The 16,593-nt window shown below is 57.8% G+C and carries 12 protein-coding genes; 9 read left to right on the forward strand and 3 right to left on the reverse strand.

Annotated features, from left to right (window positions below):
• Positions 1-157: 157 nt before the first annotated feature.
• Positions 158-1,603, reverse strand: a complete 1,446-nt coding sequence (locus GXP58_03760; GenBank protein ID NOY52720.1) for an ATP-binding protein — start codon at positions 1,601-1,603, stop codon at positions 158-160.
• 396 nt (positions 1,604-1,999) lie between these two features.
• Here GXP58_03760 and GXP58_03765 point away from each other — a divergent pair, with 396 nt between their 5' ends.
• The 9 genes from GXP58_03765 to GXP58_03805 all read left to right on the forward strand — a co-directional run bounded on the left by GXP58_03765 (position 2,000) and on the right by GXP58_03805 (position 12,142).
• Positions 2,000-2,305 (forward strand): DUF134 domain-containing protein, encoded by a 306-nt coding sequence (locus tag GXP58_03765; protein ID NOY52721.1) that lies wholly within the window; start codon positions 2,000-2,002, stop codon positions 2,303-2,305.
• 182 nt (positions 2,306-2,487) lie between these two features.
• Positions 2,488-2,883: a diguanylate cyclase gene (locus tag GXP58_03770; GenBank protein NOY52722.1), complete on the forward strand. Its 396-nt coding sequence runs from the start codon at positions 2,488-2,490 to the stop codon at positions 2,881-2,883.
• A 30-nt stretch (positions 2,884-2,913) separates the two neighbouring features.
• Positions 2,914-3,312: a DUF302 domain-containing protein gene (locus tag GXP58_03775; GenBank protein ID NOY52723.1), complete on the forward strand. Its 399-nt coding sequence runs from the start codon at positions 2,914-2,916 to the stop codon at positions 3,310-3,312.
• Between the two features lie 44 nt (positions 3,313-3,356).
• Entirely contained in the window at positions 3,357-4,529 is a 1,173-nt protein-coding gene (locus GXP58_03780) for an FAD-dependent oxidoreductase (GenBank protein ID NOY52724.1), read from the forward strand.
• Between the two features lie 68 nt (positions 4,530-4,597).
• Positions 4,598-5,392, forward strand: coding sequence for a sulfite exporter TauE/SafE family protein (locus GXP58_03785; protein ID NOY52725.1), 795 nt, complete (start codon positions 4,598-4,600; stop codon positions 5,390-5,392).
• A gap of 15 nt (positions 5,393-5,407) precedes the next feature.
• Positions 5,408-6,010, forward strand: a complete 603-nt coding sequence (locus tag GXP58_03790) for a class I SAM-dependent methyltransferase (protein NOY52726.1) — start codon at positions 5,408-5,410, stop codon at positions 6,008-6,010.
• Between the two features lie 217 nt (positions 6,011-6,227).
• The gene (locus tag GXP58_03795; GenBank protein ID NOY52727.1) at positions 6,228-7,616 is read left to right on the forward strand and encodes a TolC family protein; all 1,389 of its coding nucleotides are present in this window, start codon (positions 6,228-6,230) and stop codon (positions 7,614-7,616) included.
• A gap of 234 nt (positions 7,617-7,850) precedes the next feature.
• On the forward strand, positions 7,851-8,927 hold the full coding sequence (locus tag GXP58_03800; GenBank protein NOY52728.1) for an efflux RND transporter periplasmic adaptor subunit: 1,077 nt from the start codon (positions 7,851-7,853) through the stop codon (positions 8,925-8,927).
• Positions 8,924-12,142 carry an efflux RND transporter permease subunit gene (locus GXP58_03805; GenBank protein ID NOY52729.1) on the forward strand — a complete coding sequence of 1,073 codons (3,219 nt, stop codon included), beginning with the start codon at positions 8,924-8,926 and terminating at the stop codon, positions 12,140-12,142. The genes GXP58_03800 and GXP58_03805 overlap by 4 nt, the downstream gene beginning before the upstream one ends.
• Before the next feature lie 48 nt (positions 12,143-12,190).
• On the opposite strand, the gene GXP58_03810 is transcribed toward GXP58_03805, so the two are convergent.
• Together GXP58_03810 and GXP58_03815 are read right to left on the reverse strand one after the other, a co-directional pair.
• Positions 12,191-15,361, reverse strand: a complete 3,171-nt coding sequence (locus GXP58_03810) for an efflux RND transporter permease subunit (GenBank protein NOY52730.1) — start codon at positions 15,359-15,361, stop codon at positions 12,191-12,193.
• Between the two features lie 53 nt (positions 15,362-15,414).
• Complete coding sequence (locus GXP58_03815; protein ID NOY52731.1) at positions 15,415-16,524, reverse strand: efflux RND transporter periplasmic adaptor subunit; 1,110 nt, start codon at positions 16,522-16,524, stop codon at positions 15,415-15,417.
• Positions 16,525-16,593 lie beyond the last annotated feature (69 nt).

Here is a 16,593-nt window from a genome sequence, read left to right on the forward strand (position 1 = left end):
GTTTCCATCGCCCCCTGCCATCCAAGCTACATGGCTCCGGCTTTTACCATGACGGGACTTGCACCCGTTAGTGTATGCCACCCTTCGCTGGTCCCGCTCAAGATTAAAGACCTGGTACCTTGAGCGGGACCACACTCAGGACCACACTCGTTCGCTTTTATAGTTCTAGCATGTCGATTACTGTTTCTTTGATTAGGTTGATATCATCTGGAGAAGCACAGTGTTTCACCCATACAATACACATTGTTTGCCATATGTAGCTGACTGTTTGACCGAGTAGCTTTGATAGATTTTCTGGCCAGTCATGTGGATCTGGCATTGTAATAGTATCATCTATTGCTGAGATTATTGATGCTTCAGATAGCTCAAGCCTAGATGCAAGATTCTCAGTTGCTTGGTTACGAACATCTAAAATCACTTGTTTTTCTGGGCAATACTCACCTGGTAGTTTAATTGCCCCATTTTGTGGTTCTGTATCTGCATCAACTAATGCTAAAGCCTTAACTGGGAACCTTTCGTTTGAAGTTGCAGCTGCTATTGCATTAACAATATTTGAAGCGCCTATGTCTATAAATGAAATCCTCGTTACATCAATACCTGAATTTTGTAAAATTGTTCTTGATAGTATCAAAGCTTCATTGTCTTCTGTAAAAATATACAATTCTGGTGCATCAATATCATCCATTCTATTAAGAGCAAAATTTGGTGATATATTATAAAGTATTTCTATTCCAGATGTTTTTCTTTCTACTAATACTCTTGCATCTGGCGGAAGCTCTTCCAGGACATATGGACTATGCGTTGTAAGAATTACCTGTATTTGTTTGGTTCTAGATAGCCATAGTAGGAAATGTATGAGCCTTCGCTGTGATCTAGGATGTAAAGAAGCTTCGACTTCGTCAATTAGGACTAACGATGTATCTGGTATATCTTGTAGTATTGAAAGAAGATCTAGAGNNGCGTCTTCACCAGCACCTTGATGAAATTGTGAAATTTCTGTACCACTTAAAGATACAACTCCTACCTCTCTTTTTCTATCAATATCAGATATTGAAAATTTTGCTTCAGTATAATTTCTACCAATTATGCTAGAGTAATATTTTATTATCTCGTCTGATAACATACTAGATGATACTTCATTTACTGACTGTTTAGCTATTTTTGCATAACCAACAGTTGCATCCAAAGGGAGTGTCCTTGAGATGTCTTGAATAATAACATTACGAATTCTTTTCTGCCCTGAAGGCCTCCATCTTTCAGTTTTTTTGCCATATGAAAAATTACGAACATTGCCGCCTTCATAAATTTTATACTTAATTTTTGCGCCTGTGATTTTTTCCCAAGGTGTATCCGGAAAAAAAGCCGAAGGGTAATAAGTCTTTTTCTTTCCTTCTGGGCTGCCATAGGCGCATGCAGCAGCTTTAATTATTGTAGATTTTCCGGTTCCATTTTCACCTGCAATTACAGTAACAGGGAAACCGAACCTTATTTCCTCGCCTTCCCACCCACGAATACCATTTATCTCAATAGATTGTAGGTATTTGGGCCATGGATTGCTGGCCATTTTAGCTCGAATTTTATTTATTTCTCTGTGGTATTTCATGTTTTTCTCTAAGCGAACGTCTTGCATCACCAGCGAGCCAAAGAGGGTCAAGCCAAAGAGGGTCAGGTCTTTAATCTTGAATTTGCTTCATCGTTTATTCAATATTCTATGCAACCCGTCGAATGGGGATATCAAGATTAAAGACTCTCAGGAGCCCGCAAGTCCCCTCGGCAGGTTGTGTGACCAAGCGTTCCGGACGGGTCGAAAAGGGAACTTATTCTTTCAGGGTATTCATACTGCAATTCCTGCGCTTTGTCAAAGAGAATCTTTTCCGGATTTCTCTGCACTTCCCGAAAAAGGTCGGGGAACTCGATACGATGCTCCGCATTTTTTTGCTTGACAGATATCCTTCGCGGGTTTAAGTTATGTGCATATTCACATTATGAGGTTTTCCCGATGTCACCGAGACCCAAGAAAATACGTCATTGCGGATGCAAGCTGAAGGGGCGCGCCTTCAAGCCGACGGGGATGCCGATGGGGGCGCTGGAAAAGATCAGGATGTACCGTGACGAGATCGAGGCGATGAAGCTCTGCGATCTCGACGGGCTGACTCAGGAGGAGGCGGGTCTGCGGATGGGGGTCTCCCGGGGGACGGTTCAGCGGATCCTGAGTTCCGCAAGACGAAAGAGCGCCGAGGCGCTTTCCGGCTGCAAGGCGATTATCCTGGACGAAGTCGTCTGCGGGAAATCCGAAGAGAAATAATCTGATGGCTTCGCAAGAAGTCATCAACAGGCCGAGGGCGGGTAAGCCCCGGTCTGGGGTGAGGGTGGAACCATTTGAACTTGGTTCAAATGGCGGGGGAGGAGTCTCTTCCCCCGCCTCGCAAAAAGGCGATCTGTGACGTTTTGCGAGGTCATCGATTAACAGAAAAAGGAGAAAAAACCATGAAAATCTGTTTTCCGGTCAAAGAAAACAACGGATTGCAAAGCCGTATCTACGGACATTTCGGGTCCGCACCGATGTTCGTCGTCGTAGAAGAGGGGACCGGCGGCTCGTCGGAACCGGAGGTTGAGATCGTACAGAACGGGAACATGAATCATGTTCACGGTCAGTGTAGTCCGGTACGCGCTCTCGGAGGCACAAGCGTCGACTGTATCGTTGTAGGCGGGATCGGAGGCGGGGCGCTCAACAAGCTTTCGTCCATGGGAATCCGGGTCTTTCGCGCACAGGGCGGAACCATCGGGAAGAACCTGGATCTGCTCCGGGAGGATCAACTCAAGCCGATTGATCCCTCCATGACCTGCACGGGGCATGACCATGGCGGCGGGTGCGCTCACTGAAATCCATTCATCGAGAGGGGAAACATCATTATGAAAGAAGAAATGGTTCTGGAAAGGACGAGTCCCGTCGGCATCGACGAGACCCTGGAGAAACTCCGGTCCGCCGTGGAAAAGGCGAACTGGGTGGTGTCGGATGTAAAGCCGCTCCACAAATCGGTGAAGAAAAACGGCGGGGACGATCTCCGGCCGGTCCATATCATGCAGGTCTGCAACGCGCAACATGCGTCCGAGCTTCTGCGGAACGACGAGACCCGGTTTGCCTCGGCCTACATGCCCTGCACGATTTCCGTCTATGAAAGAGAGGACGGTTCCGTCGGCGTGGCCACGGTGAACATGGCCCCGGTGGGAGAGGCGTTGGGCGGAGTCTTCCGCGAGGTGATGAGTGTGCCGGTCGCGGCACAGATGCAGGGCTTCCTGGATGCCCTGTAAGGGGCGGGGGAATCCGGAAACCGATGAGAAGAAAGGAGCGGAGGATGACGAAAGGCCGTGTTCTCGTACTGGGCGGCGGTTTCGGCGGGGTTGAAGGAGCGATCCATCTGAGCCGGGCGGGATTCGACGTAACCCTCGTCTCGGAACGGGACTTTGCTTATCTTTACCCCGTTTCCATCTGGATCCCGACGGGGGAGATCGATTTCGACGATGCCTGTCTCGATCTGCTCCGGATCTCCTCCCGCTATCGGTTCAAACTCCTCCGGGGGAAGGTGACCGGAATCGATCCGGAAGGGTGCCGCGTCGAGGTGGACGGCGACCGGACCGACTCCTTCGATTTCATGCTGATCGCCCTGGGCGGGGCGAAGATGAAGCCCGCGGGGGTGGAACATACCCTCTCCATCTGCGGCCGCCCCAAAGATTCCCTTGAGATCAAAAAGCGGGTCGAGGCCCTCATTGCCGGGGGAGGCGGGAGGATTGCCGTCGGTTTCGGCGGCAACCCCAAAGATCCTTCGGCGGTCCGGGGCGGACCGGCCTTTGAGCAGGTTTTCAACCTCCATCACTTTTTTGTCAAAAAGGGGTGGCGGAACTCCTTCTCCCTGACGATGTTCGCTCCCATGGAGAAACCGGGGATCCGGTTAGGGGAAGGCGCTGTGGAGAAGGTCTATGATTTCCTCAACCGGATGAAAATCGACCGGCGTTTCGGCGTCAAGATCACGCGCTTCGAGGAAGGGGGGGTCGTCTTTGCCGATGATTCGCGTCTTGAAAGCGACCTCACCCTCTTCATCCCAGCGGGGACGGGACTCCCCCTCTTCCGGGAGGCAGGGCTCCCCCTCAATGATGCCGGGTTTATCCGGATCGATCCCTCCTGCCGGGTCGAAGGCACGAAGAGGATCTTTGCGGTCGGGGATTCCGCCGCCATAGACGGCCCGAAATGGCGGGCCAAACAGGGACATCTCGCCGAGGCCATGGCCCGGGTTGCCGCCGCCAATATCCGGGCGGCCGCCGCCGGACGGGACCCGGAGGAAAACTATATCGACCACGTCAGCATCCTCTGCGTCATGGACTATGGAAACGGCGCCGCCGTCGTTCACCGGAGTACGAAGCGATCCTTCATGGTTCCCCTGCCGATTGTCGGACACCTGCTGAAAAAAAGCTGGGGCCTCTACTGGAAGCTGACCAAGACCGGCAGGATCATGCGCCTGCCCGGCTTTTAGGATCCTGAAACCGGGGATAAAGATCCGCCTTCCCTCCTTTTGGTTTTCTGCAATACAGGAATCCCTCTATGGAACAGACCCTTCTTCTTTCCCTGATCTTCTTCATCATCTCCACCCTCTTCTCGATGATCGGGCTGGGCGGAGGCATCCTCTATGTGCCGATCCTCCTCTTCACGGGCTTCACCTTCAAGCAGGCGCCGGCGATCAGTCTCATCCTGATCACGGCGACCTCGCTTTCGGCCCTCTTCACCTTTCACCGCAACCGGAGGGTCGACTGGAAACTGGCCCTGGTCATCGATCCTCCGACGGATGTGATGGCATTCGTTGGGGGATACTTCAGCGCCCTCGTGCCGGAGCCGGTCTTGCGTGTCTGCCTCGCCGTGACCCTGATGATCGCGGGGACCCTGATGTTCCGGAACCGTCCCAAGAGCGGGGGAATACACCCGGCGGAAAAGAGCCGCTGGTCCTGGCACCGGGAGTTCAACGGGGTTTCCTACCGGGTCAACCTTCCCCTGGTCTTGACTGCAACGGCGTTGATCGGTATCCTGTCGGGGATGTTGGGGATCACCGGGGGAATTATCAAACTGCCGATCATGGTCCTGCTCTGCGGCGTACCGATGGATATCGCCGTCGCCACATCCACGGTGATGGTCACCGTCACCGCCCTGTCGGGCCTTGCCGGACACGCGGTGAACGGTTATATTGACTGGTCGACAGGGCTTCTCCTGGCGATCACGGCGGTCTCGGGTGGGCTTCTTGGAAGCCGGATCTCCCTTTCCATGAACAGGGTCCGCCTGAAACAGATCTTCGGGGGGGTTGTCTGGCTGATCGCAATTCGGATCATGATTCAGCAGTTTCTTTAAAGGAGAACGAATCTAATGATGAAACGGGAATTCCCGGACTGGGAAAAACTTTATCAAGAGGAAGAAGTGGAATCGATGCCGTGGTTTCGGCCTACGCTGGATGACGACATCGCAGCCGCGCTGGAGGAGTGGAAGATCAAGCCCGGAGCGGTACTCGATAACGGAACCGGGCCGGGCACACAGGCAATCGCCCTGGCCGAACGCGGCTTCCAGGTGACCGCTACCGACCTCTCCGAGACCGCGATCGTCAAGGCCCGCTCCCGGGCGGACAAGGCGGGAGCGAAGATCGACTTTCGGCAGGACGATATTTTAAAGAGCCGCCTGGACGGCGGCTTTGATCTGATCTGTGATCGCGGCTGTTTTCACGTCGTCTCCCCGGAGGAGAGGCCGGTCTATGTCGAAACGGTCCACCGCCTTCTCCGCGAAGAAGGGATCCTCTTGCTCAAGTGTTTCAGCCGCCTCGAGACCCGGGAGGAAGGACCCTATCGGTTCTCCCCGGAGGAGATCCGTACACTTTTTGAGGGGCGGTTCCGGATCCTCGAGATCCGGGAGTCCCTCTTCCGCGGCAACCGGCGGCCCTTCCCGAAGGCGCTCTTCTCCGTCATGCGCAGGGCCTGAAATGCGGCGTTTCAGTTGCGTACACCTTCCAACCTGTGCTATTGATTGATGAAGTCTTAAAAAGTCCGTTCGACCCTTCGACACGCTCAGGGCGAACGGTGTAAGTCATTGATATTCCGTTCGTGGTGAGCCTGTCGAACCATGAACGGAATCCGAAAACGACTTTTTACGAGACCATCTTGATTGGAGGTCGATTGATGCGGAAGGGAGACGGAAGATGATGGTTGCTTTTTCATACAGAGAGGCCGACGATAAATCGTGTCGCTCGTACCGATGGACCACGGCGTTCTCCCTGTCCTTGCTCCTGCTTTTTCTGCCGGGCACGCTCTTCGCAGACCCGCCGCAGACCCTCACTCTAACCGAGGGAATCCGGACCACCCTGAAGAATCATCCGGCGCTGAAAGCCGCCGGGTATGCCCTCAATGCGGCCGATGAGGCGGTCCGGGAGGCCCGGGGCGGATTCCTCCCCCGGATTGATCTTTCGGAAACATTCAACCGGACGACCGGTCCCGGCGAAGTCTTCTGGACCGAGCTCTCCCAGGAGCGTTTCTCCCTCTCCGACTTCGCAGCGACCAACCCGAACGATCCCGACGCGATCTCCAACTACAACACGCAGGTGACCCTGGTGCAGCCCCTCTACACCGGGGGAAAATTGAGCGCCGGTTACCAGATCTCCAAACTGCAACGCGGTGCGGTGGAAAAGAAACGTGAACAGACCCGGCAACAGGTCATCCGGGAATTCACGACCGCCTACTACAGGGCGCTGCTCGCCGGACGCTACGTGAAGGTCGCCGAAAAAGCGAAGGCAGCGGTCGAGGCCCATGTGAAAATGGCCCGGGATCTTCTGGAGCAGGGAATGGTCCTTCGATCCGACCTGCTCCGGGCACAGGTCCGCCTGTCGGAGGTCGAATCCCGCCTGATTACCGCGAAGAATCAACGGAAGCTGGCCCTGGCAAACCTGAACCGGATCATGGGGGTTGACCAGGGACGGGATTACCAACTGGTCGATCAGGAGAAGACAACCCCGTCCCCGCCGGAGGAGGAACTGCCGCAACTCATCCGGGAGGCGGAGGCACACCGCCCTGACCTCGCGGGTTTGAAACGGATGAAAGAGGCCGCAGAGAAGGGGGTCACCGTCGCCCGTTCGGCCTTCCTGCCGCATATTAATCTCGTGGCACGCTACGACCGGAACGATCGGGACTTCCTCGGCAGCGACGGCGAATACTGGTCCGTCATGGCCGTGGCCGGGATCAACCTTTTCGAGGGGCTCTCCGGCCGGGCCAGGGTGAGACGTGCAAGGGCCGATGCGGCCCGGATGTCGAGCCTTGTGACCCGTGCCGAGGAGGGGATCGAGATGGAGGTCCGAAAGGCCTATCTCAATATGAAGGAGGCCGGGGCGCGTTTGGAGGTCGCCCGCAGGACGGTCGCAATGTCGGAGGCGGGAATGAAGATCGTCGAGGACCGCTACCGGAACGGTATGGGACGAATCACCGAACTCCTCGATACGGAAGCCTCCCTGACCCGGGCAAGGACCGACGAGGCCCGTGCGCGTTACGATCTCAATCTTTCCCGGACCCATCTCGACTTCGCCCTGGGAAGACTGTAACGGAACACCGGTCGGCCGAGCGGGGGCATAAAAGCAGATGGATTTTTTACAAAGCCGTCAAAGGAGATGGTGTCGTAAAAAGTCACGAAGCCCTTCGACCCTTCGGCCGACTCAGGACAGGCGTACTCAGGGCGAACGGTGTAAGTTATTGATATTCCGTTCGTGGTGAGCTTGTCGAACCATGAACGGAACCCGGAAAACGACTTTTTACGAGTTCATCAAAGGAAATCGCCCATGAAAAAAACAAGGTTCATCTTGATCCCGACGCTTGTGATCATTCTTTCTTTTTTCGGCTGCCGGGAGAAGGCCGCGCAGGAAACCGGGACGGTACATCCGGAGATGATCCGGGGGGTGAAGACGGCAGTGGCCCGGCTCGGCAAAATCGACATCACTTACACCGCTCCCGGCACGGTACGGGCCGCCATACAGTCCACCCTGACCAGCAAAGTCATGGGGAACGTGACCCGGATCCGGGTCCGGGAGGGAGACCGGGTGAAGAAGGGAGAGATCCTTCTTCGGATCGAATCGAAAGAGATCAGTGCAAGGATCGCCCAGGCAAAAGGGGCGCTTGAAGCGGCGAAAGCCGCCCTCCGTAATGCAGAGGCAAATTACGGGAGGACCTCCAGGCTTTACTCCAGGGGGTCGGCCACCCGCTTTGAACTCGACGGGGCGACCCTGCAGCGTGACGCTGCCCGCGGCCGGCTTAAACAGGCGGCCGGGGCGGTTCGGGAGGCACTCGCCATGAAGGGATACGCCCTGATCCGGGCCCCCGCGAACGGACGGATCACCCGCAGGCATGTCGAGGTGGGAGACCAGGCGGCACCGGGGAGGCCGCTGCTCGATTTCATCGATTCGTCCCACCTCCAGTTCGAGACCTTTGTCCCCGAATCGAAACTTGCCGCCCTCAGGATCGGACTGAAAGTGGCGGTTATCGTCTCCGCCCTCGGAAACCACAAAATCACGGGCCGGATTGCGGAGATGGAGCCCGCGTCGGACCCGGTCTCCCATTCATCGAAGATCAAGCTGGATCTGAAAGGCGCCCGGAAGGCGCTCCCCGGCATGTACGGAAAGGCCTTCTTCCCGGTGGGAAGCAGACAGGTGGTTCTGGCACCGAAAGAGGCCGTCTTCACGCGTGGCCAGCTCACGGCGGTTTATGTCCTGGACAAAAAGAAGGTACTCCACTTCCGGCTGGTCCGGACGGGCAAGGAGTATAACGGCCGGGTGGAGATCCTGTCGGGGCTTGCAGGCGGGGAACGGGTGGCCGTCTCCGAGATTGCCCGCATCGAAGACGGCATGGAGATCACACAATGACGAAACGTGGAGGGGCCGGACGCCTTGCCGCTGCCTTCATCGAATCCAAACTGACGCCGCTGATCATCCTGGCGGCCCTCCTTCTGGGGGGCATGGCCGTGATGATGACCCCGCGTGAAGAGGAACCCCAGATCATCGTCCCGATGATGGATGTCCTCGTCCGTTTTCCGGGGGCCGGCCCGTCCGAGGTCGAATCCCGGATCACCTCCCCGATGGAACGGAAGCTCTGGGAGATCCCCGGGGTGAAATACCTTTACTCCATGTCCCGGCCGGGTCTCTCCATCGTCACGGTCCGCTTCCGCGTCGGCGAGAACGTGGAAGACTCCCTGGTCAAGCTCTACGACAAACTCGCATCAAATGCCGACCTGATCCCACCGGGGGCCTCCCCACCGCTGGTCAAGCCCAAGTCGATCAACGATGTGCCGATCCTCGCGCTGACCCTCTGGGGGAAAAATTATCACGGCTATGAACTCCGGAGGATCGCAGACGAAACGGCCGTGGAAATCAAAAAGCTTGACGATATCTCCGAGGTGGAGATCCTCGGCGGCCGAAAAAGAACCGCGCGGGTCCTCTTCTCCGCGGAGCGGCTCTCCGCCTACGGTCTCTCCGCCCTCGGCGTGGCGCAACGTCTGGGGGAGGTAAACCGCAACCTGCAGGCCGGGAGTTTCAGCCGGCGGGATCGCTCCGTGAAGGTGGAAATCGGAAGCTTCCTCCGGGATGCCGGGGACCTGGGCGATGTCGTCGTGGGCGTATGGAACCATCGCCCCGTTTATCTTCGGGACGTGGCCGAAATCAAAGACGGTCCCAATGCACCCGACGACTATCTCTTCTTCGGCACAGGTCCGGCGGGAAGGGCGAAGGGGATTGCCGGAGCCTTTGCCGGGAAAAGATTCCCGGCCGTCACCATTGACATCGCCAAGAGGAAGGGGACCAACGCCGTCTCGATCGCCCGGGCGGTCAAGGCGCGGGTGGCTTCACTCCGGGGAAGGGTCATCCCGGACGGAGTCCATGTCACCTGGACCCGGAACTACGGCGCCACAGCCCAGGAGAAATCGAACGAGTTGATGCAACATCTCCTCCTTGCCACGGTTTCGGTAACGATCCTGATCGGTCTCTTTCTCGGGTTCTACGAAGCCCTGGTGGTGGCCGTAGCCGTCCCGGTGACCCTGGCGATGACCCTCTTCATCAGCATGCTTTTAGGCTACACCTTAAACCGGGTCACCCTCTTCGCCCTGATCTTCGCGATCGGGATCCTGGTGGATGACGCGATCGTGGTGGTGGAAAACATCCACCGCCACTACAAGCTGAAGAAGGAAGATCCGCTGCAGGCGTCGATCACGGCGACCGACGAGGTCGGGAACCCCACGATCCTTGCAACACTGACGGTTATCGCGGCACTGCTCCCCATGGTCTTCATCTCCGGCCTCATGGGTCCCTACATGGAACCGATCCCGATCAACTCCTCGGTCGCCATGGTCACCTCCCTGCTGATCGCCTTCATCGTCACGCCCTGGCTGACCTATCACATGACCGGCAAACGAAAAAACCTCAATGCAGAAAAGACCTTTGAACTCAAGGAGACCCGGCTTTACAAGCTCTATCACGCCATTCTCTGTCCCTTGGTCCGGAATCCGTGGAGACGGTGGTTCTTCCTGACCGGGGTCACCCTGCTCCTCTTTGCTTCCATGTTTCTGGTTTACGCCCACAGGGTCCGGGTGAAGATGCTCCCGTTCGACAATAAGAGCGAATTCCAGGTGATCATCGACATGCCGGAGGGGACCACCCTCGAGACCACCTCCGCCCTCTGCATGGAGATCGGCGATTATCTCGCCACAGTGCCCGAGGTCACCGACTACGAAATCTATACCGGGACCCATGCCCCGATCAATTTCAACGGCCTGGTTCGCCACTATTTTCTTCGTCGGGGTCCCAACGTGGCCGGGATCCAGGTGAACCTGCTCAACAAACATGATCGGAAGGCCCAGTCCCACGATATTGCCGTCCGGGTCCGTCCGAAGATCCAGCGGATCGCGAAACGGTACAATGCCCGGGTCAAGATCGCAGAGGTCCCGCCGGGGCCGCCGGTCCTCTCCTCGCTCGTAGCGGAGGTCTACGGTCCCGATCCCGCGGCACAACGCAGGCTTGGCAGGGAGATCCGGAACATCTTCGATTCGACACCGAACGTGGTGGACGTGGACTGGTACGAGGAGGATCCGCAACCGGAGGACCGGTTCGTCATCGACCGCGAAAAGGCCTCCCTTCTCGGGGTCTCTCCCAACGCCGTCACAAAGAGCCTGCGTCTCGCCCTGGCCGGGATGGACGTCGGGCTCCTTCATCTCCCCAGGGAGCGGGAAGCGGTCCCCATACGGCTCCGGTTCGACCGGAAGGAGCGATCCTCGGTTGAAGACCTGACCGCCGTCAAGGTCATGAACCGCCGGGGGAAGCTGATTCCGCTGTCCGAGCTGGTGCAGGTGCGGCGGGGATTCACGGAACCGACCATATTTCACAAGAACCAGAAACGTGTCGTCTATGTCACCGGCGATATGGCGGGAAGCGAGGAGAGCCCCGTTTACGGCATTCTCGATATGCGGCACAAGGTTGAGGCGCTTGCAACGCCCGACGGAATCCCGATTGCAGAACACTATGCGGCGGAACCTTTGACCTCGGATCACTATTCCGTGAAGTGGGACGGGGAGTGGCAGATCACCTACGAGGTCTTCCGGGACATGGGAATCGCCTTCGCCGCGGTCCTGGTTCTGATCTACATCCTGATCGTCGGCTGGTTTCGCTCCTTCGTCGTCCCCCTCATCATCATGGCGCCGATCCCCCTGACCCTGATCGGGATCCTGCCGGGACACTGGATCACCGGCTCCTTCTTCACCGCAACCTCCATGATCGGTTTCATCGCACTGGCCGGCATCATCGTCCGGAACTCAATCCTGCTCGTTGATTTCATCCAGATGAGAAAAGAAGAGGGAGCCAGCCTGACCGACGCAGTCCTCGAAGCCGGCGCCGTCCGCTTCCGTCCCATCCTCCTGACCGCCCTCGCCCTGATCGTCGGCGCCTTGGTCATCCTCCTCGATCCCATCTTCCAGGGGCTGGCCATCTCCCTGATCTTCGGGATCTTTGTCTCGACGGTCTTGACCCTGATCGTCATCCCGCTTCTCTATTATATGGTCATGAAGAACAAAGACGATGAGGGATGCAACCTCTGAAAGAAGGGACAGGCTGTTTTTCCGAGGTGCCGAACACCTGTCTGATGATCAGAGTTCCGCGCCGGAGGCAACGGACGCAGCGGTCTGACGTTTTGCAATCCAGTCTTTTCCCCGCTGACGAAGGCCATCCACCAGACTATAGAAGATCGGCACATAGATGAGGGTCAGGAAGGTCGCCACAAAGAGTCCCCCGATGGCGACGACCGCGAGCGGGGAGAGCCTCTCGAGGCCGAGCGCACGCTCGGCGGCGATCGGGAGCATACCGACGATAGTTCCGGTGGCGGTCATGAGGATCGGCCGGGTCCGGACCCGAACGGCCTGTTCGATGGCGTCCCGGGTCTCCGCACCTTCGGCCCGGGCTTTCTCGATGAAGTCGATCAGCAGGATCGAATTGTTCACGACAACCCCGGCCAGAAGGATCATTCCCATGTTCGCCGGCATGCAGGCGTGCCGCCCGGTGACGAGAAGCCCCCAGACCCCGCCGATCATGGCAAGCGGGATGGCGGTCATGATGATGACCGGGGTCGTCCAGGAGCGGAAGGTCGGCACCAGTGTAAAGAAGAGCAGAATAACCGCAAGGATGAGGGCACGTTTCAGCCGGACCCCGGCTTCGGTCATGTTCTTGATCTCCCCTTCATGGCTGATACTGTATCCCGGCGGGAGGGGAAGGCCGGAAAGGACTTTGACGACCCGTTCCTGAAGGTGTGAGATGGAGGTGGTTCCCCGGTAACCATAGATATCGACGGTCGGCTCGAGATCCTGACGGGTGAACCGGGTCCGGGTCCATCTCTTCTTCACGGTTGCGAGTTCGGAAAGGGGCACCGGTCCCAGCGGGGTGGCGATCTGGACGGCCTTGAGGGCGGAAAGGCTGTTTCTTGCCCCCTCGGGATAACGAACACGTATCAGGTAGCCGTCTTCCCCCGGGACCCGCAGCACCGAAGCGGGCCCGCCTTTGAGGGCGTCCGTGAGCTGGCGGCTGATTTCCACGGGGCCCACGCCGTAGCGGCTCGATTTTTCCACATCGATGGTGAGAAGGAGCTGCCGCTTGTCTCGGGTCCAGGAACGTGTGACCGTGGTGAGTCCCCGGACCTTGCGGAGCCGTGCCGCCGCCTGATCGGCCAGGGAGTCCAGAACTCGGGGATCCGGGCCGGAGATCATTACATCGACCGGGGCGCTGATCGAGGAAAGCGGCGTAGCCCCGAAATCGTAGACATCCAGCGACTTGAGTCCCGGGATCCCCGCCGCCGCTTTCCGGATCTCCCCCTCCAGCTGCCAGATGGTTTTCTTCCTGTGAAAGCGGTCCACGAAGTGAACGGTTATCATCCCCTGCTGCGGGGTTCGTCCGGTACCGAAACTGATGACCCCCGCCTCGGAGCCGACCGTCGTGGAGATCTTCTCCAGCCCCGGCATCTTCTTCAGGATCGCCTCGATCTTCTTCGTCGCCGACTCGGTCGCGGCGAGGGAGGCATCCGGTTCGGTTTCGAATGCGATTTTCATGATCCCCGTGTCCATGGGGGGCATGAGATCTCGTCCGGCCACAGGCATCTGCTTCATGCTGACCACGAAGAGTGCAATGACGGGTAAGATGAAGAGGGGCTTGTGCCGCAGGGCCGTGTGGATCAAACCGGCAAAAAAATCCCGGATCGGATCCACCACGAACCGTCCGAAGAGGGCCGTGAGCCGTTCCAGCCGGGTCTTCTCGGAAGAGGACCGCACCAGATAAGGGGCCAGCAGAGGAATGACCGTAACGGACACGATATAGCTGGAAAGAAGAGCAAGGGCCAGCACCACCGTGAACTGTCTCAGGATCCTCTGGACATAGCCGCCGCTGAACATGATCGGGACCAGGACGATCACCGTGGTAAAGGTCCCGGCCCAGTCGGCCAGGAGGATCTCGTTGAGGCCGTCCACCACCGCCCGGTAGATCGGTTTTCCCAACTGGCGAAAATGCCGCTCGATATTTTCGATCACCACGATGGCATCATCAAGGAGGAGACCCACTGCCACGATCACCGCGGTCAGCGTAACGATGTTCAGTTCGTAGCCGAAGAGATACATGGCCGCAAAGGTCAGAAAATAGGTAAAGGGGATGGAGATGGCGGCAAGGATCGAGATCCGGGTGTTGGCGAGAATCAGGAAGATCACCGCCAGGGTCATGAGCACGGCGTCCCGCAGGGCATCGGCCATATTCCCCACGCTGGTCCGGATGATGCCCCGCTGCGTATCGGCCACCTCCATGGAGAGTTCCGGGTATTTGGCCCGGATCAAAGGCAGCGCCCGCTCTACCGCGTCGATCGTGGTCGTAACGTGACCATGCTCCGGCCGCATGATGTTCATCCCGATCGCAGCCCTTCCGTTCCCCCGGTAGAGGGATTGCCGTTCCCGGAAGGCGGTCCGGACCTTCGCCACGTCCCGGAGGTGGATCTCCCCCCCGACCTCATGCCCGACCACAATCTCCTCCAGCCCGGCCTTTCGGAGACGTTCCCCCTCGGTCTTGACCAGGAACTGGCTCCCCTTCCGGAGGATCAGTCCATCAGGGATATTCACGTTCTGGGCCCGGATGGACAGGAGCACCTCTTCGAGGGAGAGGCCATGGGCATGAAGTTTCCTCGGATCGATCTCGACCTCCATCTCCGGGAAGTAACCGCCGAAGATTTCAACGTCGGCCACATCCGGAATCCGGAGAAAATCTTCACGGATCTCATTGTCAGCCAGTTGACGAACCTTTTCCAGATCCAGATGGCTCCCCGGACGAGGGCTTAGGGCCAGGGTGAAGACCGGCGTGGTGGCGTCACTCACCCGGAAGATCTCCGGAGGGAGGATATCCTGCGGAAGCTTGGAAGCAATCCGCTGCAGAACATTCGCCACATCCGTGGCAGCGGCATCCAACCCCTTTGCATACTCGAATTCCACGCTCACCGCAGCCATCTCATCCCGGCTGACGGAACGGACCTTACGAACCAGGTCCACCGTGGCCAGTTCCTTCTCCACGGTACGGGTCACCTTGTCTTCCACATCTTCGGCCGAGGCCCCCGGTTCCGGGATGATCACCGAGATCACCGGGTAGTTCGCATCCGGGAAGAGGTTCAGCGGCATCGACTTGAAACCGATAAATCCCAGGGCCGCGGCCAGCAAGATAACGGAGGTGATCAGATGAGGCCGTTTGAGATAGGACTCGATAAAGGATTTCCTGGATTCGGTATCTTGCGGGGTTGTCATGATTTTACCTTATGGATGTATGGGTTGATGGTTTCCGCCAGGGGCTTCGGAGGCTACTCCTGGGAATGAACAATCCGGACCGTTTCCCCCTCATGGAGCCTGAGGAGTGCGCTCTCCTGTGCCGTCACGACCCGGGCCTTCTCCGGGATCGCCCCGCTGACCACGGCCCATTCCGGCCCCCGGGAGAGGAGTGTGATCTTTTCGATGTGAATCGTTTCATCATCCTTGATCCGGTAGAGATAGACCGCATCGGTGTTTTCCAGCAGGGCACGCGTAGGAACCCGCCACCCCTGATGTTGACGAATGACAAGATCCACATCCAGGGTAGCGCCGGTCGGGAGACCAAAAGGGGAAGGAATGACATCAAGCTCCACAACGGCAAGGGTCCCTGCACGGACGGCCGGATGAATCCGGCTGATCCGGGCGGAGAGTTTCGGTCCACCGTCGAGCCCCGGTAATAGAAAGGCTTTGCCGCCGACCCGGAGTTTCGGAAAAAGATCCTGGGGGACCTTCACGGAGACGAAGTAGCCGAGATCGGGCGTCTCCATCGCGAGAACCGGTTTCCCCGGTACGGCAAGATCCCCCGGATCAGCCAGCCGGGCCGTAATCACCCCATTGCACGGGGCGGTAATACGGGTGTAGGAAAGGTTTGTCTTTGCTGTGTGAAGTTCATGCGAAAGCGCCGTCACCCGCGCGCGGGCCGCATCCCTCACGGAATGCGAACGGTCCATAGCCTCCCGGCTGATCGCCTTCGCTGCGAAGAGGTCGGCATCCCGCCGATAGATCGCCTCCTGCGTAACCAGGGCGGTTTGCGCGGCGGCGAGCTCGGCCCGAACTTCCGCAACCTTGTCCCGCTCAAGCCGGTCATCCAGGCGGGCGAGGAGGTCTCCCTTCTTCACCTTCGCCCCTTCCCGAACCCGGACCTCTACAAGGGAACCTGTGACTCTGGGCGCAAGGTCCGCCGCCTCCTTCGCCGACAGTGTTCCGAGGAACCGCTTCGTTTCGGGAAAGATCCCTTTCACGACCGGCGCCGTCTCCACGGCAGGGACAACCTCCGCCGGCAGGGGAACCTGTGCAAGTTCGGCCTTCCGGTGTCGAACCAGGAGAACTCCTGCTGAGATGAGGAGGAGGACTCCAACGATCCCGATGATTTTCTTTTTCATAGTCTCATCCTTTTCATGTTTCGCCTTTCTCCGTAAGAGAGGAGCCTGATTGCAAAACCATCCTCTCGC

This window comes from Deltaproteobacteria bacterium, assembly GCA_013151235.1.
In the GTDB taxonomy this organism is placed as follows: Bacteria; CG2-30-53-67; CG2-30-53-67; order CG2-30-53-67; family CG2-30-53-67; genus JAADIO01.